This window comes from Hyunsoonleella sp. J2K-J805 (assembly GCF_057167125.1).
Map to the genome: position 1 here is coordinate 454,783 of NZ_CM169901.1, position 25,052 is coordinate 479,834.

The 25,052-nt window shown below is 33.1% G+C and carries 20 protein-coding genes and 1 pseudogene; 9 read left to right on the top strand and 12 right to left on the bottom strand.

Annotation, left to right across the window (positions count from 1 at the left end; translation table 11 throughout):
• Positions 1-33 precede the first annotated feature (33 nt).
• The 5 genes and pseudogenes from AC1B0Z_RS02075 to AC1B0Z_RS02095 all read left to right on the top strand — a co-directional run bounded on the left by AC1B0Z_RS02075 (position 34) and on the right by AC1B0Z_RS02095 (position 6,347).
• Positions 34-4,506 (top strand): T9SS type B sorting domain-containing protein, encoded by a 4,473-nt coding sequence (locus AC1B0Z_RS02075; protein ID WP_483793889.1) that lies wholly within the window; start codon positions 34-36, stop codon positions 4,504-4,506.
• A gap of 95 nt (positions 4,507-4,601) precedes the next feature.
• Complete coding sequence (locus AC1B0Z_RS02080; RefSeq protein ID WP_483793890.1) at positions 4,602-5,165, top strand: DUF4251 domain-containing protein; 564 nt, start codon at positions 4,602-4,604, stop codon at positions 5,163-5,165.
• A 224-nt stretch (positions 5,166-5,389) separates the two neighbouring features.
• Complete coding sequence (locus tag AC1B0Z_RS02085) at positions 5,390-5,863, top strand: Hsp20/alpha crystallin family protein (RefSeq protein ID WP_483793891.1); 474 nt, start codon at positions 5,390-5,392, stop codon at positions 5,861-5,863.
• A gap of 120 nt (positions 5,864-5,983) precedes the next feature.
• A pseudogene (locus AC1B0Z_RS02090) lies at positions 5,984-6,135 on the top strand (pyrophosphohydrolase domain-containing protein); the annotation flags it as partial.
• A gap of 74 nt (positions 6,136-6,209) precedes the next feature.
• Positions 6,210-6,347 (top strand): hypothetical protein, encoded by a 138-nt coding sequence (locus AC1B0Z_RS02095; RefSeq protein WP_483793892.1) that lies wholly within the window; start codon positions 6,210-6,212, stop codon positions 6,345-6,347.
• Positions 6,348-6,674: 327 nt separating this feature from the next.
• Here AC1B0Z_RS02095 and AC1B0Z_RS02100 read toward each other — a convergent pair whose 3' ends face one another.
• The 11 genes from AC1B0Z_RS02100 to AC1B0Z_RS02150 form a co-directional block, all read right to left on the bottom strand.
• Positions 6,675-7,082 (bottom strand): response regulator transcription factor, encoded by a 408-nt coding sequence (locus AC1B0Z_RS02100; protein ID WP_483793893.1) that lies wholly within the window; start codon positions 7,080-7,082, stop codon positions 6,675-6,677.
• An 89-nt stretch (positions 7,083-7,171) separates the two neighbouring features.
• The gene (locus tag AC1B0Z_RS02105; protein WP_483793894.1) at positions 7,172-10,747 is read right to left on the bottom strand and encodes an immunoglobulin domain-containing protein; all 3,576 of its coding nucleotides are present in this window, start codon (positions 10,745-10,747) and stop codon (positions 7,172-7,174) included.
• 117 nt (positions 10,748-10,864) lie between these two features.
• Positions 10,865-13,540: a T9SS type A sorting domain-containing protein gene (locus tag AC1B0Z_RS02110; RefSeq protein WP_483793895.1), complete on the bottom strand. Its 2,676-nt coding sequence runs from the start codon at positions 13,538-13,540 to the stop codon at positions 10,865-10,867.
• Between the two features lie 11 nt (positions 13,541-13,551).
• A complete protein-coding gene (locus tag AC1B0Z_RS02115) occupies positions 13,552-14,601 on the bottom strand; it encodes a right-handed parallel beta-helix repeat-containing protein (protein ID WP_483793896.1) in 1,050 nt (349 codons plus the stop codon).
• Between the two features lie 408 nt (positions 14,602-15,009).
• Positions 15,010-15,834 (bottom strand): hypothetical protein, encoded by an 825-nt coding sequence (locus tag AC1B0Z_RS02120; protein ID WP_483793897.1) that lies wholly within the window; start codon positions 15,832-15,834, stop codon positions 15,010-15,012.
• Between the two features lie 76 nt (positions 15,835-15,910).
• A complete protein-coding gene (locus AC1B0Z_RS02125; protein WP_483793898.1) occupies positions 15,911-16,534 on the bottom strand; it encodes a response regulator in 624 nt (207 codons plus the stop codon).
• Positions 16,531-18,216 carry a tetratricopeptide repeat-containing sensor histidine kinase gene (locus AC1B0Z_RS02130; protein WP_483793899.1) on the bottom strand — a complete coding sequence of 562 codons (1,686 nt, stop codon included), beginning with the start codon at positions 18,214-18,216 and terminating at the stop codon, positions 16,531-16,533. Before AC1B0Z_RS02130 ends, AC1B0Z_RS02125 begins: the two co-directional genes overlap by 4 nt.
• A gap of 83 nt (positions 18,217-18,299) precedes the next feature.
• On the bottom strand, positions 18,300-18,746 hold the full coding sequence (locus AC1B0Z_RS02135; RefSeq protein WP_483793900.1) for a hypothetical protein: 447 nt from the start codon (positions 18,744-18,746) through the stop codon (positions 18,300-18,302).
• Between the two features lie 2 nt (positions 18,747-18,748).
• Positions 18,749-19,834, bottom strand: a complete 1,086-nt coding sequence (locus tag AC1B0Z_RS02140) for a hypothetical protein (RefSeq protein WP_483793901.1) — start codon at positions 19,832-19,834, stop codon at positions 18,749-18,751.
• A 5-nt stretch (positions 19,835-19,839) separates the two neighbouring features.
• Positions 19,840-20,190 carry a hypothetical protein gene (locus AC1B0Z_RS02145; RefSeq protein WP_483793902.1) on the bottom strand — a complete coding sequence of 117 codons (351 nt, stop codon included), beginning with the start codon at positions 20,188-20,190 and terminating at the stop codon, positions 19,840-19,842.
• A 155-nt stretch (positions 20,191-20,345) separates the two neighbouring features.
• Positions 20,346-20,531 (bottom strand): hypothetical protein, encoded by a 186-nt coding sequence (locus tag AC1B0Z_RS02150; RefSeq protein ID WP_483793903.1) that lies wholly within the window; start codon positions 20,529-20,531, stop codon positions 20,346-20,348.
• A gap of 118 nt (positions 20,532-20,649) precedes the next feature.
• Here AC1B0Z_RS02150 and AC1B0Z_RS02155 point away from each other — a divergent pair, with 118 nt between their 5' ends.
• Positions 20,650-21,036: a pyrophosphohydrolase domain-containing protein gene (locus tag AC1B0Z_RS02155; RefSeq protein ID WP_483793904.1), complete on the top strand. Its 387-nt coding sequence runs from the start codon at positions 20,650-20,652 to the stop codon at positions 21,034-21,036.
• A gap of 94 nt (positions 21,037-21,130) precedes the next feature.
• Here AC1B0Z_RS02155 and AC1B0Z_RS02160 read toward each other — a convergent pair whose 3' ends face one another.
• Positions 21,131-22,198, bottom strand: a complete 1,068-nt coding sequence (locus AC1B0Z_RS02160; RefSeq protein ID WP_483793905.1) for a branched-chain amino acid aminotransferase — start codon at positions 22,196-22,198, stop codon at positions 21,131-21,133.
• Between the two features lie 91 nt (positions 22,199-22,289).
• Here AC1B0Z_RS02160 and AC1B0Z_RS02165 point away from each other — a divergent pair, with 91 nt between their 5' ends.
• The 3 genes from AC1B0Z_RS02165 (at position 22,290) to AC1B0Z_RS02175 (ending at position 25,052) form a co-directional block, all read left to right on the top strand.
• On the top strand, positions 22,290-22,793 hold the full coding sequence (locus AC1B0Z_RS02165; RefSeq protein WP_483793906.1) for a DUF4920 domain-containing protein: 504 nt from the start codon (positions 22,290-22,292) through the stop codon (positions 22,791-22,793).
• Positions 22,794-22,950: 157 nt separating this feature from the next.
• Positions 22,951-23,679, top strand: coding sequence for a tRNA (5-methylaminomethyl-2-thiouridine)(34)-methyltransferase MnmC2 (mnmC2, locus tag AC1B0Z_RS02170; protein WP_483793907.1), 729 nt, complete (start codon positions 22,951-22,953; stop codon positions 23,677-23,679).
• Positions 23,680-24,146: 467 nt separating this feature from the next.
• Positions 24,147-25,052, top strand: a complete 906-nt coding sequence (locus AC1B0Z_RS02175) for a TIGR01777 family oxidoreductase (RefSeq protein ID WP_483793908.1) — start codon at positions 24,147-24,149, stop codon at positions 25,050-25,052.

Here is a 25,052-nt window from a genome sequence, read left to right on the forward strand (position 1 = left end):
TAATATTGAGCGTCCCGAATTATTAAATTTAGAATGAAGTTAATTTACGCTTTAGTAGTTTCATTTTGCGGTATTATCTGCCTTTCTGCACAAACTACTCCTATCCCAGATGTAAATTTTGAACAAGAACTTGTAGATCAAGGTATTGATACCAATGGAATTACAGGAAATATTTTAGATGTTGATGCACAGGCTGTAACTATATTAAACCTGGGAAGAACTGATATAATTGATATTACAGGGATAAATGCTTTTTTAAATGTTACTGAATTAAATTTAGGAAGAAACCCTGTTGTTGATGTATCGCCAACAGCACTCTCTGCGCTAACCGATTTTACATCTGATGAAAATACAGGATTGACAAATATAGATTTTAGTCAAAACGTGTTACTGGAAAATGTTTTTATTCACGGTGATTTTCCGGGTGGAGCGCCACCAATAACTACCATCGATTTATCTCAAAATTTGAATTTGGTCTCATTTACAGGGGATTTTTTAGATAACGTAAACGACATAATTTTTCCAGTAACCCCTACATTTACCGATATTGATGTTAGGTATCTGTCGGATTCTACGTTCGATCTTTCTTTGTTAAGTGGATTGCAAAACTTAAGAATTGGTGGTTGGCGAGGAAATGTAGATATTACGTTGCCTAATGTTTTTACTAGCTTACAAAACCTGCGCATAAGCAGTATAGATATTCCAACTATTGATATATCCAACTATATAAATCTGGAAAGTATTTATTTTTGGGGCACCTATGTTGAAAATTTGCTGCTCCCTAATTCAACTACACTAACTGATATCTTCATCATTTTACACGATATTCAAAATCCTTTAGATTTTTCGGTGCTGCCAAATCTAGAAGACTTGGATATTACTTCAAACCGAGATACACCGCTTGTTGTTGATGTTACCCAGAATCTGGTACTGGAAAATATTGATTTATCAAGAAACGACATGAACGCCCTTGATGTAACACAGAATGCAATCTTAAGGGAATTAAGGGTGGATAGCAACAATTTAACCAATCTTGACGTTACCCAAAATCCGCTTTTATACCGCTTGAATGCAAATTATAATCAATTGCCTTCAATAGATTTAACACAAAACGTCAGTCTACAGTACTTGAACCTAAGCCATAATCAAATACCAAATTTGGATGTTACTCAGAATATAGCTTTGCGCATAATAAATATTAGTTTTAATTTGTTTACGGGTATAGGGTTAGACCTTACTCAAAATATAGATTTGTCTAGTATTAATATATCCAACAATCAAGTTGAATCTTTAGATATAAGTCAAAATATAAATCTTTGGTCTTTAGATATATCTTTCAATCTATTTCCGGGTAATGATATTCTAAATCAATTTTATACCGTTCTATTCAATCGTGGTAGGTTGGGAGGAAGCCTTATCGCTAATAATAACCTACTAACAGGTGCTGTTCCAGATTTTTATGGGCTTTATAATCCTACAATTCAAACACGCCGCTTTCAATTATACATTAACGAAAACAGATTTCATTTTGGAGATTTTGAAAATCAGCATTTAGGTTTGGTAGATTTAACAACAACCATGTCTATTGGTCCATCTCCAGATGTTGTGATTCGAGATTATTTATACGCGCCCCAAGCACGAGTGAACAATATTGAAAATTTCAATAGAAATGCAGGAGATGATATAACCTTAACAACAACGGTTAGAGGTACTCAAAATCATTATGTATGGTTTAAGGATGGTGTGGCAATTCTTGGTGCGCCAGATGCACCAAATTTAGTTTTAGATAATATTGATAGTTGCGATGCAGGTGTATATCATTGCGAAATTAGAAGTGGTTTGATCCCTTTTGAAAATGCAGACCCACCTGGAACCAATGGCAAAAATCTTTTATTAAGACGAAATGATATCACATTAAATGTTAATAGTCCTGTAGAAAGTTGTGTCACCTTAACTTCTCCAATAAATGGGGCTACTGATGTAGCTTTAAATGAAGTGTTAACATGGACCACTAATGCAGGCGCATGCGGCTATTATGTAAATGCAGGAACTACACCTGGGGCAACAGATGTTTTAAATAATGTTTTGGTTGAGGATGTAAATAGTTATGCACTACCTGCCAATTTACCAGCAAATGCACAAATATATATTACCATTACGCCATATTTTGCTAACGGTATTGCATTGAGTTGTAATGAAGAAACATTTACTACGGGAACTGATGTTACCCCTATTTCCTGTACTGCACTAAATGCACCGTTAAATGGAGCAATTGATGTGGCAGTTGATGCACGTATTTCTTGGGATGTAAGTTCGAGAGCTACTGGCTATTCTATTTCTATAGGTACTACTTCTGGCGGAACAGATATTGCCAACAATGAAGATGTGGGGAATGTAACATTGTACACTCCAACTTCTGATTTTCCCCAGGGAGCAACTATTTATCTTACTGTTGTGCCTTATGATGGTTCTGGGAATGCCACAGGCTGTGTTGAAGAAAGTTTTGTAGTAGAAAGTTTGTTGCCTAATTGCACCACACTGTCCGCACCGCTTAATGGAGCAACCAATGTAGCAGTAGACAGTGATATTACGTGGAATGCCGTTGGAAGCGCTACGGGCTATTTGGTATCTATAGGAACAACTTCTGGCGGTACGGACATAGCCAATGCAGAGGATGTGGGGAATGTTACTACCTATAATCCAACTGCTGATTTTGCATCAAATCAAGATATCTTTATTACCATAACACCATACAATGCAGCAGGAAATGCTGTTGGGTGTACCGAGGGACGTTTTAGAACGGAAACGTTAGTTCCCACTTGTACAACTTTAATATCGCCAATAAATGGTGCTACAGACGTAGCTGTAGCAACGGATTTTACTTGGAATGCGATTTCAAATACTACTGGCTACAGAATAAATATAGGAGACAACACCAATTTATATGATTCAGTTGATGTTGGTAATAGTGTAACTTTTGATTTACCTTTTGATCTTCCAGAAAACACTCAAATTTTTGTCGAAATTATACCGTACAATGCTGCAGGAGACGCCATTGGATGTACTTTAGAAAGTTTTACAACAGAAATAACACCTCCTATTTGCACGAGATTAACATCGCCCATAAACGGCACTACAAACGTAGCATTAGATGCAATAATTTCGTGGAATGGGGTTGGAAATGCAACTGGCTACTTCATTTCAATAGGAACTTCTTCTGGTGGTACGGATATAATAAATAATGAAGATGTTGGCAATTCCACCAATTATAATCCTAATGTAGATTTTCCTTCGGACACTGATATTTTTGTAACTATCATACCTTATAATTCAGAAGGCAATGCTACTGGATGTGCAGAAGATAGTTTTAGAACGGAAACGTTAGTTCCCACTTGTACAACTTTAATATCGCCAATAAATGGTGCTACAGACGTAGCTATAGCAACGGATTTTACTTGGAATGCGATTTCAAATGCTACTGGCTACAGAATAAATATAGGAGACAACACCAATTTATATGATTCAGTTGATGTTGGTAATAGTGTAACTTTTGATTTACCTTTTGATCTTCCAGAAAACACTCAAATTTTTGTCGAAATTATACCGTACAATGCTGCAGGAGACGCCATTGGATGTACTTTAGAAAGTTTTACAACAGAAATAACACCTCCTATTTGCACGAGATTAACATCTCCTATAAACGGCGCTACAAACGTAGCATTAGATGCAATAATTTCGTGGAATGGGGTTGGAAATGCAACTGGCTACTTCATTTCAATAGGAACTTCTTCTGGCGGTACGGATATAATAAATAATGAAGATGTTGGCAATACTACCATGTATAATCCATTAAATGGTTTTCCCGACGAAACGAATATTTATGTTACGGTTGTTCCTTACAATACTAGGGGTAGTGCAATGTCTTGTCAAGAAGAGCGCTTTACTACGGAGGCTGTTATTCCAATATGCCCAGAATTAGTTTTACCAGCGAATGGTGCTGTTGACGTGCCAGTTAACACCAATATAACTTGGGATTTTATTGATAATGCCGATGGTTATAGAATATCGATAGGAACAACCCGAAATGGATCTGATATAGAAAGCAATTTTGATGTGGGTATGCTAAATAGCTATAATCCTTTAAATGATTTTTCTGATGATACAGATATTTATGTTCGTATTACTCCGTATAATTTAGCAGGAGAAGCTATGGGATGTGAGGAATTTAGTTTTAAAACTGAAAACCGAGAAATAATTGTTCCAAACTTTTTCACACCAAATAATGATGGGTTTAATGATGTCTGGAGGGTAGTTGATCCTAAGAATGAAGTAAAGCAAATTCATATATATGATAGGTATGGGAAACTACTTAAAACTCTTGCTGATGCATCTCAAGGTTGGGACGGAAATATATCTGGGCGATTTTTACCTACAGACGATTATTGGTGTGTTATAGAGTTTATAAATAGGGCGCCAATTAGAAGGCATTTTACGCTTAAGCGATAATTTTACACGTTACTCATTTTTAATAATTTAACTAATTTTTATCAAGATTTGGTTTGTGTATTTTGTAACTTGTGATAATTAAAATTGTTTTTGCTATGAAGCGTTTTTTTTCTTATTACATCTTTATGACGCTTGCTATGTTCGCTTGTAAATCCTCAACGCATATAGCTACATCTTCAGAAATACAAGAGTTTGATAAATTGTTGAAAACGAGAGAATTCACAATAGAATCAAATTGGGCCTATCCGCAGCTTACCAATGCCATGACACAAGTTTTAAACTCTGGATTAATGTGGCCTAATAATAATGGTGGTGCAGTAAATTTAATTGGCAATGCCAATTTTTTGACTATTAAGGGTGATAGTGTAACATCCTACTTGCCTTATTTTGGAGAACGACAAATGCAAGTAGGTTATGGCGGTACTGATAGTGCCATAGAGTTTAATGGGGTAATGGAAGATTTTAAAGTTGAAGAAGGAAAGAATAATAGGAAAGTAATTTCCTTTTCGGCAAAAAGCAATGCTGAAAACTTTAATGTTATGATAACTTTATTTCCTAATTTTAACAGTGAGATTTACCTTAGAAGTGCATCTCGATTTTTTATAAGATATACAGGGGATTTTGGTCCCATAGCCAAAACAAAAGACGATCAGTCTTAGATAGCTGATAATTTCAGTTTTATTTACTTCTATCTCAATGCCAATATGGCATTTTTTCAATCACACATAATGCCATTGTGTCATATATTTATTAATAATATCCTTTATAAACTGTCATTTCCATCAGTGTTTGTTTTTGGTATTCCATTTGCTTATTGATTGATGAAGTATAAAACTTCATAAGTAAAAGAAAATTTAAAGTTTAACTTAAAAATTATAATATTATGAGCTCACTAATGAATGTTTCAAAAAATGGAGATCACAAAAACACTGGTTTAAGCCACAGAGGTTGGTCAAATTGGATTGACGATTTGTTTAATGTTGACACCTTCCCAACGGTGTTATCCAATAATTTCAATACAGGAATCAGTTTGCCTAAAGTAAATATTCGCGAAACTAAAGATGATTACTTTGTAGACATGGCAGTTCCTGGAATGAAGAAAGAGGATTTCAATATTGATTTAGATAATGATGTCCTATCAATTTCATCAGAAAAGAGAGTAGAGAACGAAAACACTGAAGACAGTTTTACAAGAAGAGAATTTGGTTATGCTTCTTTTAAAAGAACATTTACCTTACCAGATTCTATAGAAGATAGTAAGATTAAGGCTAAATATGAAGATGGTATTTTAAGTATTCAACTTCCAAAACGCGAAGAGGCTAAACAAAAGCCAGCAAGAACTATTAAGATTTCGTAATGTATTGAAATTAGAATTTGACTAAAAAAGAGGCTAATACGGCCTCTTTTTTTTTGAAATATTTACAATATAATTTAAGCTTTTATTATTTTCTATAGCAAAAACTTTATAGCACTTATAAATATGTTACGCTATAAATTAATGCGAGAGGAGAGGAATATTTAGATGCTGCAAATGATAACAATTTAGTGGAAGTTGCAGATGGACTCGAAGATATGTATATATATTATTTGGAACTATCGGGGAATATGGTTTTGTAATACAAAATAGAATAAGTTTTTGATGAAATACAGCGTATTAAATTTGACGGGATGCTGCTGTAAAAGCCTTAGTTGAAAATTATGATGTGAAAGTAGAACAAGATATCCATACAAAAGGTTTAGAAAGCAAAAAACAATTTATTTCAGTACCATATAGTGGTTTAATAAACCCAGTTTTGGTAGCCAAAAACGAAAATGGAGAAACTACCAAAATAGGTGTTTAATAGCCAAAAATATTTACAGAACAAATATTGGACTAGAGCGAAAAATACAGCTTTTACGAAAGGGGAATTAAGTTACAAAACTCATAAAAACAAAAACAGAACCTATTTAAGGTTCTGTTTTTTTATTAACACTAAAAGCTAATAGTATTAAGTTCACAACAATAAGTAAGCTAATTATTAGTAAAATATTCATGCTATTTTGCTGTTGATGTTATATAATTGATACAATTTTTTTAGACGGTTGGGTGAAATCAATCTATATTTTAATAACATCCAGAAATGATAGATTTCAATTTTAATAACTCTTTATTAAATAGTAAGTGAAATTTATTTTTTCCTACTATAAATGTTAGATTTGGGTTGTTTTAGATTATGAAGTATTGCAAATTCAAGCAACTTTCCATTACCTGATAATTTTAATTTTTTTCGAATATTTTTTCTATGTGTTTCAATAGTAGAAATACTTAAATTTAGTTTATTTGCAATACTGTTAGAACTTTCCCCATTTCCTATTAGTTTTAAAACTTGTAATTCTCTTTTTGTTAGTGGCTTTTTATATTCAATTTCATGAGTTTTTAAAATAAAAAAAAGATGAATTAGTGCGTTAACTGTTTCTTTATGTTGAGTTATAGATTTAGCAGCATATAGCACTTTTAAAACACCCTCTTTGGAAAGTTTTGAGTCATTCTTCTTTAATATATTTATAGTTTTTATGATTTCTTTGTGGGCTATCATTTATTCGTTTATTATACTCAAAACTACACTATAGAACTGTTGTAAAAAATCCCCATTGTTGGGGATTTTTAGAATGTAGTTTGAATATTTTATTGTTTTACTATTCGATTTGTAATAGTTCTATCATCCAACATTATATTCAGAATATATATACCAGTATTCAAATGGCTAATGTCAATAATTGTATTTTGGGTTTTTAAAATTCTACTTAAAACCATTCTACCTTGAGTATCGTAAAGTTTCATTTGTATTGCCTCTGATGGTTTGAGCTTTATGTTGATATGATGAGATGTAGGATTGGGATATATCTTAATTATATCACTATCTTCATTTTCAATAGACAGTGCTGCATTAATATTTATCGTGATATCTGCACGTTGTATTATTAAATCTGGAACTAGCGTATTTGTTATTTCGCAGTGGTAAATACCGCTGTCAGCTTCTTCAGCATTTGTTATAGTAAATGAACTAGTGTTTGTGTTGGTAATTGCCTCACCATTTTTAAACCATTGATAATTATCACCAACACCCTTAGAGTATTTTCCTTTATTTAATCTTGTATCATCTATGGTTAGTGTGATGTCTTCACCGGGAGCAAATTCTAAATTTAAAGCTACATCTTTTGTACGTTGTGGACTATAATTCAAATTCATGTACTTACTGGCTTGTACAAGAGGCTCTAAATCATTAAAATCAAAATAGTTATCTCTTATGTTTAGCATAAAATTTCCAGAGGAATTAAGGATATCTTGAGGTATAGCTCCTTCAAAATTATTATTCAGTAGGTGCACTTGATTAATGTTTGCAAATTGAGATGGAAGTTGCCCACCCAAGCCACAGTTACTCAAAACAATATAATCTAGTTTTGGTAAATTAAATAACTCATTCGGTAAAAATCCAGAAATTGGAATGCCATTTAAGTCTAACAATTCAAGATTTTGTAGGTTAGAAATTATTGATGGAATACCATTGCTTAATGATAACATACCAGACTTTTGGTTTCCGATAAATACACTTTTTAAATTGTTTAGACTCAAAAGCTCGATTGGTACTTCTCCACTAAAGTCACAATACCAAAGATATAAGTCTTCAAGGTTTGATAAATTACCAATTTCTGTTGGAATATTTCCTGTAATGTTTTCTGAAGATTCAATATATAAATTTTTTAGAGCTGTTAGATTGCCTATTTCTTTAGGCAATTGTCCAACTTTGTCATTGCCACGTAAGCTTAAATAATCTACTCTATTAGTTGCATCATCAAACCTAATGTCCCAATTACTCCATGTTTTTATCGGGGCAGTAATATCCCAAGAGTTATTCCAGTTTAATCCATCAAGTGCATTATAAACAGCAATTAGTGCATTATAATCTGGATGACTTTCTGGTGGAGGACCAATGGTAATGTTGCTGCTATCTAAACTAAAAGTATTGATAATACCACTAGTTACGCGGTAAAAATATTCGGTATAATTATCTTCAGATTGTATTAATATGTCTAAGACATTTCCTAAGCCTATAAATTCAGAGTCTCCTTGGTTGTTTAGTCTATACCAATAAACGCTAGTATTACTTCCTAAATTTGGAAGACTATTAAGTGTTACTGTATCTCCAATACTTGATGAAACACCTCTTGTTACATCAATTTTGTTTTGCGGCGAATAACTAAACCCGCCATTACCTAGTTTAGTTAAATAATCATTGTATTGATCTTCAAAATCTGCAAAAACAAAATTATTGTTGCTAATATTAAGCCAATTCAAATTATTGAGTCCTGTTAGGTCAGGTATAACACCCTCTAATTGGTTTCTTGTTAATATTAGCCATTCTAAATTTTCACAATTTACAATTGACTCTGGAATATTTCCTATTAACCCAAAGGTAAGATTTAAAACCAACTGCCGTAATTTTGTAAGATTTCCAATATTTTCAGGAATTTCTCCTGAAATGAATGTATTTTGAATCCAAAATAGTTCCAGTTCACTAAGGTTAACAATTTCATTTGGAATAGTACCTCTTATATTACCTTGGCTAAGTTGAATACCAGTTATTCTTCCATTAGTTTCTGTTATACCCCACCAGGACGAAACAGGCATTGAATTATCTAGCCAATTATGGCTGTTTATATTCCAATTTGGACCATTTAGAGCATTGTACAATGCAACTAAAGCATCATAATCTGGATGTGATTCAGGTGAAATTCCAATATTAAATGTTCCTGAATAAATATCTAAACCCGCAACAATTGTATTTGAAACATAGCATTCATATGTACCAAGTTCACTATTAGTAATATTTTGAATGGATAAATTAGGTGTTCCTAATCCAGAAATATTTTGATGGTCGTTACCATTTATCAATGTACCGTTTAAATACCAATTATAAACATTGTTGTTTCCGGATATAGCAATGCTGTTAAAGGTAATATCGTCCCCAAGATTTATTATTCTGGAATCTGGTGGTATTGCCAAAACATTTTGTGGGGTATAAAAATAGGTAAGTATTGAGTTTGAATTATAGATGTTAAAGTTTGGTTCTATGTCGCCAAATTGAAAAAAATTATTATCAACCCATAAATGGTTGAGTATTGCTAATGATGTGAAATCTGGAATTGCTCCAGATAATTGATTATATGATAAGATTAATCCATTAAGACTAAACAAGTTTGTGAACTCTTGCGGAATCGTACCAGAAAAACTATTGAACTGAAAATCAATCCATAGCAAGCCAATAATGTTACCCAACTCTTTAGGAATTTCTCCAGAAATATCATTTTCGGACAAATTCAAAACTCTAAGATCTGTAAGATCTCCAATTGTAATCGGTAAACTACCTATTAGATTATTTTGTTTGAGGTTTATATTTGTTACACGCCCATTTGTTTCAGTAATGCCATACCAAGTAGATAAAGGCTTTGTAGTGTCTAACCAATTGGTGTTATTATTCCAATTATCACCATTTAAGGCATTGTAAAAAGAAACTAAAGTATCGTAATCGGGATGGTTTTCTGATGAAAAGGGAACACAGTCTGGATTACCATCAGCATTCATGTCCAAATAGGCTGGGTCTACAATTTGAGAGCTTTCATAAAATTCTATTTTATCTACTACCATATCAGTTGTGGATAAACCAAACTCTAAACGTAATCTGAATTTATTACTTGAAAAGTTGCTAAAGTCTACTAAAAAATTTTCAAAAGATATGTATGTCCAATCTTCTGTAGATGAATAATAATTATTAAAGTGTCGATAAATTCCGTTTTCGTCAATCAGCACCCATCTAAGCGCATCACCATCACTATCACCAATACGTTTTACAGGGATTTTGAAGTTATAAGTTACACCTTCTTCTAAAGTAAATTCTTCTGAATAAATGCTGTGGGTTTCGAAATTGGAAGCGTTAGGTGCAGTAATATAAAGTGATTTTCCACCATGCAATATATTATCTGTATTAAAATTAATCGAAAACGATGATGTGTTTTGCGGAATAGTCCATCCTATAAAATCTGACTCAAAACTTAGATTTCCAATTTTGGAAGTAGCCATGTTAGGGCAGGGGTCTATACAATCCAATACACCATCATTATCAGTATCAATATTTGGGCATTGGGTGAAGGTATTAGTTTGAAAGAAAAGGGCTAAACTTAGAAATAGTAAAAATTGTTTCATCACGAGAGGGATTTTGAAAATTAATGTTAATAGCTTCACAAATTTAGGGAACTAACTATGAGGGGAAAATCCCCAGTATTGGGGATTTTTTGTTAAAACTAATTTCAAACTATAGTATTATTCTTTTACAAGTCTTTTTATTACGTAAGACCCTTTGGCTTCAAACTTTAAAAAATAAACACCACTATTTAAACTATGTAAGTTTATTTTGTTTTGAGGTTTTTCAAACTTCATAATATTTTTACCAGTAACATTATAGATGGTTAAAACATCAATAGGTAGTGGAGATGAAATATTTAAGTAATTTTCAGTAGGTATAGGATAAAGTTTTATTGCTGAAGCTGAAAAATCGTTACCATTTACTCCCAAAGTTGAGTCGGTAATAGTTACCGTAACCGTAGTGCTATTTTCATTTCCTGAGCTATCGATAGCTGTTAGTACAACAGGATACGTTCCTGCTATAGTAAATGTATCAACATCAATGCTTAATGTAACGTTAGAACAATTATCTGACGAGCCATTATTTACTTGTGATGCCGTTATACTTACCGAGGAATTACCGGCTAAATCTAATGTTAAATCTTGCCCAATTGCTACTGGATTGATATTGTCTTCAACCGTAACAATAGCAGAAGTTGTATTCGTATTGCCACTTGCATCTTCAACAGTAAGTATTACTGTATTTACCCCAATATCTGCACAGGTAAAGTTATTAGCATCAATGTCTATTGTAGCTATATTACAATTATCGGAAGAGTTATTATCTATGTCCTCAGCAGTAATAGTTGCGTTTCCTGTAATATCCAATTCCACAGTTATGTCAGTCGCCAGTGCAACAGGGTTTATATCGTCAATAACCGTTACTGTTGCTGTACCCATACCAGTATTTCCGCTTTGGTCTGTTACCGAAAGTGTTACTGTATTTGCGCCTAAATCATCACAATCAAAACTAGAAATATCCAAACTACTATTTGAAATGTTACAGTTGTCTGTTGACCCGTTTTCTATTTGTGATATCATAATTGTTGCACTACCTGAGGCATCAAGCTGTACTGTAATATTTTGTGTAACCACGGTTGGATTTATATTATCTTGAACCGTTACAATAGCTGTACCCGTTTCGGAATTTCCACTTTGATCTGTTACTGTAAGTGTAACTGTATTTTCACCCAAATCATCACAGGTATAGGCCAATATATCCAAAGTACGGCTTACTATGGTACAATTATCTGTTGAACCATTGTCTATATCGCTACTAGAAATAGAGGCTTCACCGTTTGTATCTAATTGTATAGTAATTGCTTGCGTTACAACCGTTGGATTTGCTTCATCAACAACTGTTACTGTTGCGCTTGCTGTATTAGAATTTCCACTAGAATCTGTAACGGTAAGGTTTACGGTATTCGTACCCAAATTAGAACAATTAAAACTTGTAGTGTCTAAACTAAAACCTGTTACGCCACAATTATCAGTAGATTCATTATTTATCTGCATAGGTGTTATTGAAGCATTTCCTGAAGCATCCAATTGAACTGTAATATTCTGAGTTATCGCAACAGGATTTATATTATCCACTACAGTAACCGTTACATCTTCAGTACTCACTTTACTTTCGGCATCTGTTGCTGTAATAGTTACCGTATTGGCACCTAAATTTGCACACGTATAATCAAACTGGGCTTGATTTAAAACGACTGATACTAATTCGCAATCATCAAAAGTACCGTTATCTACATCTGCTATGGTGATGCTTCCATTTCCAGAAGCATCCAGTGCTACGGTTATATCATCAAACACTACAATTGTAGGGTCTGCGTTATCAAATACTTCAACTTGTAAACCATAATCGTATAAAGACCATGAACCGTCTTCATTTATAAGTCTTATATAAAAATCGTGAAAGTCACAACTTATATCAGTAGTACTTAAATCTACTGTAAATTCGTCTGTATTTCCAGTAGGTGTCAAGGCTATTGCTGTACCGTTGCCAAAACCAGGGTCTGTGTCATAAAAATATTCTGCTGAAACTATTGGAGATACAGTTTGCTCTGGCGTAACAAAAAATGTGCGTTTGTCGTACAAACTCCACTCACCCAAATCGTCTTGTGTTCTTATATATAATTCATGAAACCCAATATCTAAGGTGCCTAGTGGAATACTAATGTTTTGCGTAACACTCCCCGTATTAGAATTTATAGCTACGGTATTAGCATTCCCAAAACCAGGATCGGTATCAATAAAATATTCCATGGCTGCAATATTTGATGCACCAGTTCCTAACTCGTCAATTACATAGAACTTTACGGTGTCATACAAACTCCAAAGCCCTAGATCGTCTTGTGTTCTTATGTATAAAGAATTAAAACCATCAAGATTAGAACCAATTGGTATTGCCAAGTTTTCTGTTATAGTACCAGTATTTACACTTATAGTAATAGCGTTGCCATTGCCAAAACCAGGATCGGTATTTATAAAATACTCAGCAGCGGTTATTTCTGTTGCTATGGTGCCTACTTCGTTATCCAGTATGTAAAAAATAGCATTGGAATAAAGACTCCAAGTATTCGCATCATCTTTAGCTCTTATATAAAGGGTATTAAACCCCGTAGCATCTGTTGGTGCTGCTATAGTTATACTTTGTGTTAGGTTGCCAGAATTTGCGTTTGGTGTTATGCTGATAGCATTACCAAACCCAGGATCAGAATTATAAAAGTATTCTAATTCTGTTATGGACTGACTAAAACTAAAAGCACAACACAAACAGCACAACCATGTTGTTATACGTGTTTTCATAATAGTGCTTATTAGTTAGTTTTTGCAGATATAGTTACGGTAAGATTACTGTTTTTGGGAACCGTAGGACTATAGGTGTCTATTTTAATACTTGGTAAACCTGTTGGCGTACCTAATGGTTTAAAACTATAATTTTGATAAAGTCCATCGTCTACTACGGTTGAACTCGCTTGTAGATTTAAATCATATAACTCTGGGCTAAATGAGCCATCACCTAAAGTAGCTCTATCTACAAATAAAGGGTCTATGTTTTCTTGGTTATTAGTTAGGGTGATATTGCTCCCTGTTGAAAAAGTGTAGTTGTTTGGGCTGTTATAGTTATAAGTAATACAGTTAGTAACTTGTATGGTGCCCGAACCGGATGATAAGTTTACTGTTCTGTCCACGGTTCTCACTATAACAAAAATACAATTGCTTATGTTTAATAAATCTGAAGTATTATTACTAATACCTACCCCATTAAAATAACTCAATACATTATTAGTAAACAATAAGGTATCTACCATACTAAGTGAAATACCACTTGCATTTATTAAATTATTAGTGATTAAAACATTTGATGTTTTAGCAGCAATAGTTATGTTACTATCAATAACATTACCTTGAATAAGCATATTATTGAAGGTGCCATATAGTCCTAAGTTAGTTATTTGACTTATCCTATTATCTTGTAATATTAAATTTTCAATAACATGTGTAGCTCCAGAAACAAAAGGTTCTGTAATAGTGCTAATTCTTAAACCTTTTAGGGTAGTATTAGAGGATCCTTCCGCTAAATTTATGTTGATCACTTGAGACGAGTAAGACGCATCGCTATGCGAGCGCCCAATAATAGTTAGCTCCTTGTCTAAAGTAATGTTGCCATAATTAGTTGAAGATTGTTGTACATGTATAATATCGCCATCTGTAGCCGCATCAATGGCTGCTTGTAAGTCGGTAAAGTCTGCATCTGTACCAACATTATTGTTTACAATATGAGTGGTTTGCGCCATGGCGAATGATGTGCATATAAATAAAATTAGTATTAGCGGTGTTTTGGTTTTTAGTGTAAATGTTTTCATGACTTTAAATGTATTTATAATTGAAAATTGTTGTTTATAACAAGGCATAGGAAAGTTTCATCAGAAAATGGTATAACCATTATCTAACAGTAAAAAAGGGGAGAGCATAGAAGGAGGCTATAAAAAAGCCTGATTTGTCAACCTGAACTTGTTTCAGGTTCTAATATTGAATTAGTGTTAAAAATATTGAGATTCTGAAACAAGTTCAGAATGACAGATAGTTTTACTTTTTATAAAGCTCCTTTTGTGAATTTGAGATGTTTAAGAGGTGTTTTCCATCAAATTAAGAATTATTGTTAATAGCTACACCAAACCTAGGTAAATACGGGTTATAAAAAAATCCCCAGTATTGGGGATTTTAGTGTTTTTAATCGAAAATTTTATCGATGAAAAGGCTTATAAAGTAATTTATTTCAGAAGTTTAGAAAGTTCTCCAAATAATCCTGATAAATCTTCTTTATTAGTGGTTAGGAAACTTTCTAGTTGCTCTATTTTTAACTTATTAGGGTTTATTTCAGTTATTTTAATACTTATTTCAGAAATATTATCAGCAATAAAGACATCTGATAATTTAGTATTTATGATATCTGTATTTTGGTTTTCACTTAAAAGATTCGTAGGTATAATTATAGCTGCAGATTTTGACTCCGTTTTTTCTATGGTGTTGGATTCTTTTGATTTTTTAGCATATGTTAATGTTATTTCTACCAAGAGATTAATTCTTGAAGCCTTCTTTTTTAATTTGGCTTTAGAAAAATTATAACTAAGACTATGAACTTTAAAAGCAAGGTATTTATCTTCCTGAACTAGCTCTGGCTGTAACACAAGACTAAGCGCCCTTTCTTTTGTATTGTTTTTTTTGAAAAAATAACGCTCAAAAGTTAATTTTGGTAAACTCATTTTAGAGCTTGTAAAGGCTAATGTATTTTTTGCCTCATAATTTGCAGTGAATTTTAATTTTCGTTTTTGCAAGTATTGGGTAATATACTCTGGTATTTTGGCCACTTTTCCAATAAGGAAGGTTGTTAATTCTGAGGTAATTGAAAAACCTTCTTGTTCTGAATTTGATATTTCCCTTGTCAAAGGTTCTTCGTCTATTTTTAAAATACTAATGTCGGATAGCGATTTTTCGCAAACTACTTTTTCATTTCTAATCTGATAATTTTTTAATTGAGCGAAACAATTTATGTTGCTAAGTATTATAATAATTATTGTAAAAATATTTATTTTCATGTTTTAAGTATTTGGTTAGTCAATTCAAAAGTCATTTAATATACATTGTTATCAAATACCCATTACTAGGTAAATCTCAAAACTTATACTTCTTCTCCAAAGCATACCGCATCAACTCCCCTTTGCCTTGAAGCCCTAAAATACGCACCATATTTTTTCGGTGTGTATCAACCGTATGTATACCAATAAAGAGTAAATCGGCAATCTCTCGCGAGGTTTTCCCTTGCCCAATTAACTCCAAAATTTCCAGTTGTCGCTTTGTGAGTACGCCTTTGGTTCTATTTGAAGGGTTTTTGTCGAGACTATTAGTATTAATATTTGCGTCAAAATAGGTATCTCCTTTGTACACGGTTAAAATCGCTTCGTAAACTTCCCTTAAAGTAGAGTTTTTTAAAATATACCCTGAGGCGCCTGCATCCAACATCCGTTGTATGGCTTCGGTTTGGTCAAACATAGTAAATGCCAATACCTTTATTTCTGGGTACTGTTTTTTGATTTGTTTTGTAGCTTCAATACCATCTAATTTTGGCATTCTGATATCCGTTAGCACCACATTTGGTCGTTTTTTAGCAACAATCTCTAAAAGTGCTTCACCATCATTGGCACTTCCAATAATAGAAATGCCATCTTCGTATTCCAAAAGTAATTTTATGCCATCTATAAGCGATTGATGGTCTTCTGCTATAGCTAATCGTATCATGTTGGGATGTCTATTATTACTGTTGTACCTTTCTTGGGTTCAGACTCTATAGTCATATTACCGCCTAAGTGTTCTACACGTTTATCAATACTACTTATACCCATGCCTTTATGTTTTGTAGTAATTTGGTTTGGGTTAAACCCCTTGCCATTATCTTCAATCATAATGTTTAAAATGTCCTCATGATTGGTAAGATGAATTGCAGCTTCTGTAGCTTCTGCATGCTTGATAACATTTGTAATCAATTCTTGAATAATTCTAAAAATGGTGAGTTCTAAGCTATTTTCAAGTCTATGTTCCAAACCATGGTCTATAACGTCTACACTAATTGTATTTGAAGCAGAAATTTTATCCGCCATATTTTGAACACCAACTAGCAGTCCTTGTTTCGCTATAACTCCAGAGTTTTTAGCATGAGCTATTGACCGTATTTTTTGGTAAGCTTCGTCTAAGAGAGTAGTAGTTTTGTCAAATAACTCAGGCGTTTGTCTGTTTTTTAAAGCATTAAAGTGCAGTTTTACTGTAGCCATGAGTCCACCCAAATCATCGTGTAAATCGTTGGCAATACGTTGACGCTCTTTTTCTTGCCCTTCAATCATAGCGTCTATACTCACTAATTCTTGTTCTTTTAAAACGGTTGCAAGTTTTTGGGTTTCTAAGGCTTTGGCTTGTTCTGCTAGTTTTTGCTTTTTTCGGGTGTTTTTTTGGAGAAGTAGCATCGTGGTTCCTCCAAATATAATAAAGGCTAGGGCAGCTATAAGAAGATTTCGGTTTTGTTTGCGTTTGTTTTCACTTTCTAGATTATCAGCACGTAATTTTTCGTTGTCGTATTGTTCTTTAATTTCAGATATGGCTATGTTTTGCTTAGTGTCATTAATACTGTCTTTGAGTTTTAAAAGAAGTTTGGTGTACACCATGCTACTTTTGAAGTCTTTTACGCTATCGAATAAAGAAACCATGTTTTTATAAAGTCTTATTTTAGACTTTACATTATTTTTTTTTAGTTTTATCGAATCCGCTCTTTCGTAATAAAAAAGAGCTTTCTTATATTGCCCTTTCTTTTTGTAAGCTTCAGCTTGATTATTGTAGCTATATGCAATATAGGTGTAATCATTATTTTTCTTATAAATAGGAATTACTTGTTTAAAAATTTTTAAAGCTTGGTTATAATCTTTTGAAACGGTATTGTAAACTACACCTTTGTTGAATAAATAATCGGTAGCAAGAATGGTGTCTTTAGCTTCCAAAGCTTCTTTTATAGCTTTATTGAAGTAAAATACTGATTTTTCTCCATTATTGGCTTTGAGATATATTTTTGCTAAAGTAGATGAGGCCTTGGCCTTTAACTTTGGATTACTGGAAGTTGCGGCATATTCTAAAACTTCTTTGATATAAGGTTCAGATGATACTTGTGTTTTTTTTTGATGAGATAAAAGCTCAATTATTTGTAGATTGACAGTGTTGACGTTTTCTAAACTGTCAATTTTTAAATAATACTTTTTAGCTTCATGTAACTCATTGAATGCATGATGGTGTGAGTCATTCTGTAAAAATATAACCCCTTTAATCTCTCGATACTTTGCTAATTGGTATTGGTTTAGATTTTTGAGTTCAATTTTATGCAAAATATACTCAGCAGAATCAGATTTTCTTTTTTGTATTAATTTCTCTGCTTGGTGCAAGAAGTTATTTTGAGAAAAGCTAAAACCAGTAATACAGAATATTACTGGTAAAATTAATTTATTTAGTTTACAAAATATCAATATTATGGCCTTTCTCCTACGATTATAGATCCATCTTTGTCATCAGGTATGCCATCATATTCTTCACATAATTTTTTCTTTGGATCCAATGTATTATCATTTACACGCCATGTTAAGGTTACTTCTTCCTTATCTTTTAGCTCAAAAATATCTTTAAAAGTTCTACGGAATAACTGTTCTTTTTCTGCATTATCCTTATCTATTGTTATATGTACCTCTAATCTATTGTATTTTTTACACCAGTCAACATTGTTTATTATATACCCTCTACTGCGTTGCGTGTTAATAAGTTTAAATTGACCAGAAGTAATTGTTTCAGAATTTCTATTGTCCCAGTTTAATTTAGCGTATAATAAAACTTCTTCCTTTTTTATATCACTACAAATAAGTTGATATTCATCTAGAAGTTCACTTTTTTTTCTGCTAAAATTGCATTTTTCATTACTCATAATTATATAGTTTTAATGTTTATAGATTTAATTTTCATTAATTTATTAGTAGCTTCATAATCTGATTCCCATTTGCTATCAATTATTTTATATAAGGGTGTTGCTACAGAAATTTTCTTTACATCATTTCTGCTATTTTGTGCAAAAAGTAAACCTGTAGCTACATGATCGTCTTTTTTCCATATTAGCGAACCACTATCACCATTATCTGTTATTTTATCTAATATCATTTGATTTTGCATTAGCTTTATTTCATTTTTGTATCCGCCAAGTTTTACAAAAATCATCGTTTTATCTGATAAAATTTTGCCTATTTTGTTAACGTCAGTAAGTCCTATTTTATAGACTCTGTCTCCAATATTAGCTTTACCGTAGTTCTGTAAACTAATTCTAGGTATATTTTTAAATACAGTATCTATACATTCTTTTTTAACATCGATTTCTATAAAAGCTGCATCCATATTCTTGATATTAGCACAAAAAACCTTACCAATGTTGGTAGAACAATTATCAAAGCCTTTTTCTTTATTTAAGTAAGCGTCTACTCCCAACTCCGCACTATCTTTTTTTACAACGTGATGATTAGTTATTCCAAATAGACCATCTATTTTTTTTATTTCATTACCGTGATTAAATAATTCAAACTCGAAATTACCAATGGCACCTAGGGTACCACCTGATGGGTGTAGCTTTGTTTCAATACGCATGTGTTCATTTTGGTATCTGGTACTATTATTATCATTTTCTCCTATAATAAAAGACGTTTTTTGACGTTTTACTTTAATGTATTTTTTAATTTTTCTTTTGTTTTTATAACCTGTAATTTCATTTGGTATTGATAATTTTTTAGGTATCTTTTTTATATTATTCTCTACCTCTTCTGCATTAACAAATTCCCTGTAGCCATTTTTTGTTAAATGCCCAACCCTTAGATAGTATCGATTTTTAAGATACCAGCACTTAAAAACGCCTATAAAAATTATACCAGCCTTTGGGGTACAGTTGTCATCTTTACACATTTCTGATTTCCAATGATAATCTAAAGCTTTATCAGCTTCAGACTTAGTAACATATTTTCTCCAAAACATAGTATTTAACCTATAGGATTAAACAAATAAACTAAAACAAAAACCGCCATAGCTCCACCGGCGATAATCTTAGGTGCTTGTTCTGTTAAAGTCATAGGTGGTTGACCAGAGGTTTTGGCTACATATGCTCCGTTATTATATTCTATTTTTAACATCCCTGGAATTGAAATACTAATGGCACTTGCAGCCAAAGCTGTAACAACCCTAAAGAACCAAAACACAAACTCGTAGTCTGTTTTATCTATTTTGGAATTCACAGCTATTGCTTTAGAAATATTGTTTAGAACAATCGCGGATACTGCAAGAGCGATTACGGCAATTGTAAACATTGTAATTGGTGAAACTGTTTTGTTCATAATGAGAGAATTGGTTAATAACATCACAAACTTCCACAAAAAGCCTGCAATAAAAAATACCCAATGCTAGGTATATTTCATCCTTTAATTTAATCAGAAAAGTTATGTTAAGAAGAAATGCTAGATAAAAAGCAAAAAAAACAGGTATAGGGTTTCTATTTAAAGAAAAACTTTATGGCAGCAATAAATGCTATAAATCCTATAAACGCAATAAGTATCCAAATACTACCAGCATAAAAGCGTTTGTGTAGCTTTAAATCCTTACGATAGGTGTAGCCAATAATAATTGCAAAGACAATAAAAAAGATAATTCCGAAAATGATTTGACCTTTACTAAACATATAGCTATTTTTATGCAAATTTAAGAATAATGACGAGATTTCTGCGCTAAAGTTATTTGGATTAAAGCAGAGGTAAAAATTGATTTCCGCCTTCGCGGGAATGACAAAAATGATAATTATGAAAAACAAAATTGAAGCCGTAAAAGCATTTCATACAGCATTTAAAATCGGACATAGAGAAACCCCTAAAGCCGATTTAGGATTAGCAAAAAATATGTTACGCTATAAATTGATGCGCGAAGAAAATGAAGAGTACTTAGATGCTGCAAATAACAACGACTTAGTGGAAGTAGCAGATGCACTTGGTGATATGCTTTACATTTTATGTGGTACCATTATAGAACACGGTTTGCAATACAAAATAGAGGAAGTGTTTGATGAAATTCAACGTAGTAATATGAGCAAACTAGGGGAAGACGGGCAACCTATTTATCGTGAAGACGGTAAAGTACTTAAAGGTCCAAATTATTTCAAACCGAATATTGAGGCTATTTTAGACAGATAAATTTACTATCATTCTTAGACACGAATTTCACGAATTAAAAACTACTACTTATATAATTTGTGATAATTCATGAAATTCGTGTCTTTTTTTCTTTTTAAATTACCTTATATCGCCATCCAAAAGGATCCTCCGCTTTATTTGTTTGAATATCAGTAATGCGTTTCTTTAAATACTCTGCATAAGTACTTTCTAGCTTAGGTAAGTCATAATCTACTCCTTTATAACCAAAACCAGAAATAGGTGAAATTACGGCAGCAGTACCTGCACCAAACATTTCCTTCAAAGTCCCATTTTTTGCAGCTTCCACAACTTCAGATACCGTAAGTTTTCTAACTTCAACATTAATATTTTCACTTTTGGCAAGCTCGATAATACTCTTACGTGTGATACCATCCAAAATTCTATCACTTGTTGGTCCAGTAATTAACGTATCACCAATACGAACAAAAATGTTCATGGCACCAGCTTCCTCTATATATTCGTGTTTATGGTCGTCTGTCCAAATTACTTGTTGGTATCCTTTCGCTTTTGCCAGTTGTGTTGGGTAAAACTGACCCGCATAATTACCACCAGCTTTAGCAAAACCAACACCACCATCTGCAGACCTTGAATATTTTTCTTCAATTAAAACCTTTACTTCTCCTGAAAAATAAGAACCTGAAGGCGCTGTACAAATAATAAACTTGTATTCATCCGCAGGAGAGGCATGAAACCCTTGTCCTGATGCAAATACAAACGGACGAATATATAGCGAGCTTCCATCTTTTGTTGGAATCCAATCTTTGTCTAATTGTAGCAATGCAACTAAACCTTCCATAAAATATGCTTCTGGCAACTCTGGAATTGCCAAACGTTTCGCCGAAATATTCAAGCGTTTACAGTTATCTTCAGGTCTAAATAACCAGACATTGTCAGCATCATCTTTGTAAGCTTTCATACCTTCAAAAATAGATTGTCCATAGTGGAAAATCTTAGCCGATGGATCTAAAGTTAATGGTGCGTAAGGCATAATTTTAGGCGCATGCCATTTACCATCTTTATAATCGCATACGAGCATGTGGTCTGAAAATACACTTCCAAACTTCAAATCGTCAAAATCCACCTGATTTATTTTGCTGGATTTCGTTTTTATAATCTCAATGTCGTTGATTATAGTACTCATATCTTGTTCATTTAGCCTACAAATTTATAAAATTCATTCTCAAAAAAGCGGTATATTTACATAAATGCTTTAAAATTAAAATATTTAAATTATGAGATTCGTAATACTATTGATAATCTGTGGTTTAACCCTAAGTTCATGTAAAAACAAATCCAACGAAACCAATACTGAAACTACCCAAAATAGCAACATCGCCTATGCGTCTTTTGGTAAAGAAATCGTTTCCAACGATGCTGTCATTGCAAAATCCATGGCGGCACATTACGAAACCATGCAACAGGGAGATAGTATAGATTCAAAAATAAAAGCTAAAGTTAACAACGTTTGTCAAGCCAAGGGATGTTGGATGACGCTAGATTTAGGTGAAGACAAAGAGGTTATGGTGAAATTTAAGGATTACGGCTTTTTTGTGCCTAAGGATATTTCGGGCAAAGAGGTAATTATAAACGGAAAGGCTTATGTAAAGGAAGTTTCAGTAGACGAGCAGCGCCATTATGCTGAAGATGCAGGCAAATCTGCTGAAGAAATTGCAGCAATAACCTTGCCTAAGCGCACGTATTCTTTTGAAGCCGATGGTGTTTTAGTAGCTCAGTAAATTTTGTGGCCTTGAGGGATTCTGAAGTATGAAGAATTGTATCAAAAGGCGGGCGTTACCACAAGGGTCGGGCTTTCACTACTCGCTCTCTGCGAGGAGCTCAAACAGACCGTTCAATCCCTAACGCAAAAGAAACATTTTGCATTTGTAGTATAACATGAAACGTGAAATTATAATTACCGCCGATGGGTCTTCAACCATTCATATCCCAGAATGGAATGAACAATACCATTCCAAACACGGCGCTATTCAAGAAGCATATCACGTTTTTATAAAGCATGGTTTACATCACCTTTGTCATCCTGAACTTGTTTTAGGATCTGTAAAAAAAAACAAATCCAATGTCACTTCGAGCGGAGTCGAGAAGTCTCAAAGCATTTCCATTTTAGAAATAGGTTTCGGTACCGGTCTCAACGCTTTTATCACCTATTTAGAAGCCGAAAAGCTTAACCTAAATATTAACTATGTTGGAGTAGAAGGTTACCCTGTAGCATCAAATGAAATAAATCATCTTAACTACCTTTCAGAATTAAAGGCAGATAGCAGAGCAGAAGTATTCCAAAACATGCACAATTCAAATTGGGAAAAGCAGTTTAATTTAAGTCAAAGTTTTCAGTTGACCAAGCAGCAAAAAATGTTTGATGAAATAAGTGATGAAAATAAATTCAATTTGGTTTATTTTGATGCATTTGGAGCCAGAGTACAACCCGAACTCTGGACTGAATCTATATTCCAAAAAATGTACGTAGCTCTAAAACCAAAAGGTGTTTTAGTAACCTATTCAGCAAAAGGTAGTGTGCGTCGCGCAATGCAATCCGTGGGTTTTACAGTAGAACGATTACCAGGACCACCAGGAAAACGCGAAATGCTTCGTGCAACTAAATAGCTTACAGTCGCAGTTTGCAGTTGCAAAATTAAATATGCCCTAAAATCTTTATCTCGTCATCTTATTATCTAGTTAAAGGTTAAAACCCTGCAGTTTTATTGTAGTTACTTTAGTTTCTATAAATTTTTTAAGTCTAGTTTGTCATTCCGTCCCGAAACTCGGAAATGCGGAATCCACTTCTTAGTTTTTCTGGATTCCTGCCTTCGCAGGAATGACAAGCACTTTTAAAAAAGAATTTCATTCTTTTGTTAAAAACTATGGATTTTAATCCATAGTGGTTTATTTAGTCGAAATCAAAAATACTTTATATAACTCTGTGTCATCTCTGTGAATCTCTGTGTAATTCTATTTTTAAAGTTTTAATGACTTCCGTCTTCAACCTCCAAACTTCAAACGTTTTCTGTTAAACCTAACTTAAACTTTCGGTCTTAGCCTATACCATTTCGTAAATTTATACAAAAAAGAAGATGCGCGTTTTAATTACAGGAGCTACGGGATTGGTCGGACAGGAAATTGTCAAACGCTGTCATGCAAAAAACATACAAGTCAATTACCTCACAACCCGCAAATCTAAAATCTCTCAAGATGACAACTACAAAGGATTCTACTGGAATGTAGATACTCGAGAAATAGATATAAACTGTTTTAAAGGTGTTGATGCTATTATTCATTTAGCTGGAGCCTCAATCTCAAAACGATGGACAGAAGCTTATAAAAAAGAAGTTATTAATAGTAGGGTAGATAGTACACAATTACTTATTGACACATTAAAAGGTGAATCGCATAACATAAAACAAATTGTGTCAGCAAGTGCTATTGGGATTTATCCAGATTCATTGACTAATTATTACGATCAAACCCATAAAGAGGTTAGCAATTCATTTCTTGGAGAAGTAGTGCAGGCTTGGGAACAAGCCGTTGATGGTTTTTCAAAATTAAATATTAAAGTCTCGAAAGTTCGCATTGGTTTAGTCTTGTCAGATAAAGGAGGTGCGCTAAAAGAAATTACAAAACCAATAAAGTTTGGTGCAGGTGCAGCTTTTGGAAGTGGAAAACAATGGCAATCGTGGATTCATATTGAGGATTTATCACGTGTATTTTTGTTTGTATTAGAGCATAGTTTAGAAGGGGTTTACAATGGTGTAGCACCAAACCCTGTATCAAATACTGAACTTACCAAAACAGCTGCAAAAGTGCTAAGAAAACCTCTATTTTTGCCAAATATTCCAAAATTTGTAATGAAACTTGTTTTAGGCGAAATGCATATTATTTTATTTGAAAGCCAGCGAGTGAGTTCTAAAAAGATTGAGGAAAAAGGCTTTGAATTTGAATATAACTATTTAGAGCCTGCATTAAACGATTTATTAGATTAG

Excerpts from the sequence above, each read along its gene's own strand:
- AC1B0Z_RS02140 (WP_483793901.1), bottom strand. The coding sequence starts at position 19,834 with ATGTTTTGGAGAAAATATGTTACTAAGTCTGAAGCTGATAAAGCTTTA.
- AC1B0Z_RS02075 (WP_483793889.1), top strand. The coding sequence starts at position 34 with ATGAAGTTAATTTACGCTTTAGTAGTTTCATTTTGCGGTATTATCTGC.
- AC1B0Z_RS02085 (WP_483793891.1), top strand. The coding sequence starts at position 5,390 with ATGAGCTCACTAATGAATGTTTCAAAAAATGGAGATCACAAAAACACT.
- AC1B0Z_RS02080 (WP_483793890.1), top strand. The coding sequence starts at position 4,602 with ATGAAGCGTTTTTTTTCTTATTACATCTTTATGACGCTTGCTATGTTC.
- AC1B0Z_RS02150 (WP_483793903.1), bottom strand. The coding sequence starts at position 20,531 with ATGTTTAGTAAAGGTCAAATCATTTTCGGAATTATCTTTTTTATTGTC.
- AC1B0Z_RS02100 (WP_483793893.1), bottom strand. The coding sequence starts at position 7,082 with ATGATAGCCCACAAAGAAATCATAAAAACTATAAATATATTAAAGAAG.
- AC1B0Z_RS02145 (WP_483793902.1), bottom strand. The coding sequence starts at position 20,190 with ATGAACAAAACAGTTTCACCAATTACAATGTTTACAATTGCCGTAATC.
- AC1B0Z_RS02175 (WP_483793908.1), top strand. The coding sequence starts at position 24,147 with ATGCGCGTTTTAATTACAGGAGCTACGGGATTGGTCGGACAGGAAATT.
- AC1B0Z_RS02160 (WP_483793905.1), bottom strand. The coding sequence starts at position 22,198 with ATGAGTACTATAATCAACGACATTGAGATTATAAAAACGAAATCCAGC.
- AC1B0Z_RS02105 (WP_483793894.1), bottom strand. The coding sequence starts at position 10,747 with ATGAAACAATTTTTACTATTTCTAAGTTTAGCCCTTTTCTTTCAAACT.
- AC1B0Z_RS02165 (WP_483793906.1), top strand. The coding sequence starts at position 22,290 with ATGAGATTCGTAATACTATTGATAATCTGTGGTTTAACCCTAAGTTCA.
- AC1B0Z_RS02115 (WP_483793896.1), bottom strand. The coding sequence starts at position 14,601 with ATGAAAACATTTACACTAAAAACCAAAACACCGCTAATACTAATTTTA.
- AC1B0Z_RS02125 (WP_483793898.1), bottom strand. The coding sequence starts at position 16,534 with ATGATACGATTAGCTATAGCAGAAGACCATCAATCGCTTATAGATGGC.
- mnmC2 (WP_483793907.1), top strand. The coding sequence starts at position 22,951 with ATGAAACGTGAAATTATAATTACCGCCGATGGGTCTTCAACCATTCAT.
- AC1B0Z_RS02110 (WP_483793895.1), bottom strand. The coding sequence starts at position 13,540 with ATGAAAACACGTATAACAACATGGTTGTGCTGTTTGTGTTGTGCTTTT.
- AC1B0Z_RS02135 (WP_483793900.1), bottom strand. The coding sequence starts at position 18,746 with ATGAGTAATGAAAAATGCAATTTTAGCAGAAAAAAAAGTGAACTTCTA.
- AC1B0Z_RS02155 (WP_483793904.1), top strand. The coding sequence starts at position 20,650 with ATGAAAAACAAAATTGAAGCCGTAAAAGCATTTCATACAGCATTTAAA.
- AC1B0Z_RS02120 (WP_483793897.1), bottom strand. The coding sequence starts at position 15,834 with ATGAAAATAAATATTTTTACAATAATTATTATAATACTTAGCAACATA.